Raw genomic sequence first — 2,066 nt, 5'->3', positions numbered from 1 at the left:
GCCGCGGTCGCAACCCCGCTGCTGGCGACCATCGCCGTGCTCGGCGCGCCCGGAGCACCGTCCTGCCCGCCCGGTGAACCCGCCTCCACCGCGACCTCCCCGACCTCCGCGACTTCTGCGCCCGCGTCGGCCCCCTTGGTCTCCGGGTCGCATCGGCCCGGTGACTGTGGAGTCGCCGGTGGCATGGGCGCTGGTCGGCGCGCCGCGCGGGCCGGTCGAGGCGATTAATGCGGCCCTGGCCATGGCCGGGACCCGCAGCGGGTGGCACCGACTCTGCGACCGGCTGGTCTGCCGCGCCTACGGCTACGCCAACTCCGGTTACCCGAGCGCCATCGCCCACTGGACCGCCATGGCGCAGGCCGGGCTCGCCCACCCCGGCGACCGCTGCCCACCACCGGGGGCGTTCGTGTTCTGGGACACCGGAGCCGGCGAGCCCGGGCACGTCGCGCTGGTCATCTCCCGCGCCGGCTGCAACCCGAACCGGATCACCGCGGTCTCCAACGACGTCCTCGACACCACCGTCGGCAATCGCGGCGGGGTCTATCACGTCACCCTCGCCCGGCTGGAGTCCGGCTTCGTCCAACCCAGCCGCTACCTCGGATGGTCCCCACCCGTGTGCGCCGGGCTCGCACTTCCGACCGGCACCTTCCGATGACACGGGCGCCGGCACCGGTCCTGAGTATCTGACAGAACGTCACGCAAAGGAGTTGTGATGAGGGCAGCAGGTCCGCGACGAGCCGCCGGCGAGGACCGACTCGCCGTTGCCCACGCCCGCCTCGTCACCGCAGTCGAGGAACTCGCGACCGGCGATGCGTGGCGGCGCATGCTCTCGGTCGCGGCTCGCTTCCCGAGCTACAGCGCCAACAACGTCCTGCTCATCGGAGCCCAACGCAGCGATGCCACCCAGGTCGCCGGCCTTCGGACCTGGAACGCACTCGGACGGCGAGTCCGGACCGGAGAGAAGGGCATCGCCATCCTGGCGCCCTGCCTGTACCGCGCCAGGGCTAGCGGGCCGATCCCCGATCAGCGCCCCCGCCCCGAGCAGGACCGCCCCCAGCGGCAGGGCCCCGACTCATCCGATGACCAACGCAGGCGCCTTGACGGGTCCGAGGCTGAGCCCGGCGCGCCCGCGGCCCGGCTGCGGGGGTTCCGGGTCGTGCACGTCTTCGACATCGCGCAAACCGAAGGAGAGCCGCTGCCCGAGTGCAGCCCGCACCTGCTCACCGGCGACGCTCCCCGTCTGCTGACCGACGCGTTGGCCCAGTGCGTCGAGGCTGACGGCTACCGGGTGCAACGCGGACCGTGTCCGGGCGGCGCGAACGGCATCACCAACTTCAGCACCCGCACGGTGTGCGTCCGCGACGACGTCGCCGACGCCCAGGCGGCCAAGACCTTCGCCCACGAACTCGGACACATCCGCGCCCGGCACGACACCCGATTCCTCACCGACCACCACCTCACCGGCCAGCGCAGCGTCGTGGACTGCCGCGCCCAGGCTGAAGTCGAAGCAGAGTCGATCGCCTTCCTCGTCGCCCACAGCGCCGGCCTGGCCAGCGACGCCTATTCCGTGCCCTATCTCGCAGGCTGGTCCGGCGGCAACACCACCGTCCTGCGGGACACCGCCGCCCGAGTCATCGACACGGCACGCGGCATCCTCACCGACCTCCGCCTGCCGGAGCCCGCGGAACTCGATCCGCCCTGGCTCTCGCCCGAGCGCATCGCCTCGGCAGCGTGCACGCACATGGCCGAGCACGACAGCCCGAGCCCATGCTGACCCGAACCGTCCGGTGCCACCCCGGGCGGACGTCGTCCACAACCCGGACGGACCTCCCCACTGTCCACAGATCGACGGCGACGGTGCCCGCGGCAGAGCACTTCGCGCGACCGTGGGGACAACGAGGCTTCCCCAATCCCCGCTTGGTGGCACCGCCACCGAACGCGACACCCGAACCCGATTCCTGAATCCGAAACTGAACGCGATGCCCCGACCGACACCTTGAGGAGCCCTGATGTATCCCGACCCGATGTTCACTGACCCACCCGCAGCCGTGCAGCAGGCCAGGCTC

2 protein-coding genes are annotated in these 2,066 nt (G+C 71.8%); both read left to right on the top strand.

Annotated elements, in window-relative coordinates:
- Positions 1–178 precede the first annotated feature (178 nt).
- Positions 179–655 carry a hypothetical protein gene (locus SPOPO_RS26790; protein ID WP_019872951.1) on the top strand — a complete coding sequence of 159 codons (477 nt, stop codon included), beginning with the start codon at positions 179–181 and terminating at the stop codon, positions 653–655.
- Positions 656–712: 57 nt separating this feature from the next.
- A complete protein-coding gene (locus SPOPO_RS0101135) occupies positions 713–1,774 on the top strand; it encodes an ArdC-like ssDNA-binding domain-containing protein (RefSeq protein WP_019872950.1) in 1,062 nt (353 codons plus the stop codon).
- The last annotated feature ends 292 nt before the right edge of the window (positions 1,775–2,066 follow it).

Source organism: Sporichthya polymorpha DSM 43042, assembly GCF_000384115.1.
Taxonomy (GTDB): Bacteria; Actinomycetota; Actinomycetes; order Sporichthyales; family Sporichthyaceae; genus Sporichthya; species Sporichthya polymorpha.
Note: the sequence above shows the minus strand (reverse complement) of the source record. Positions and strands in the feature narration are given on the sequence as shown.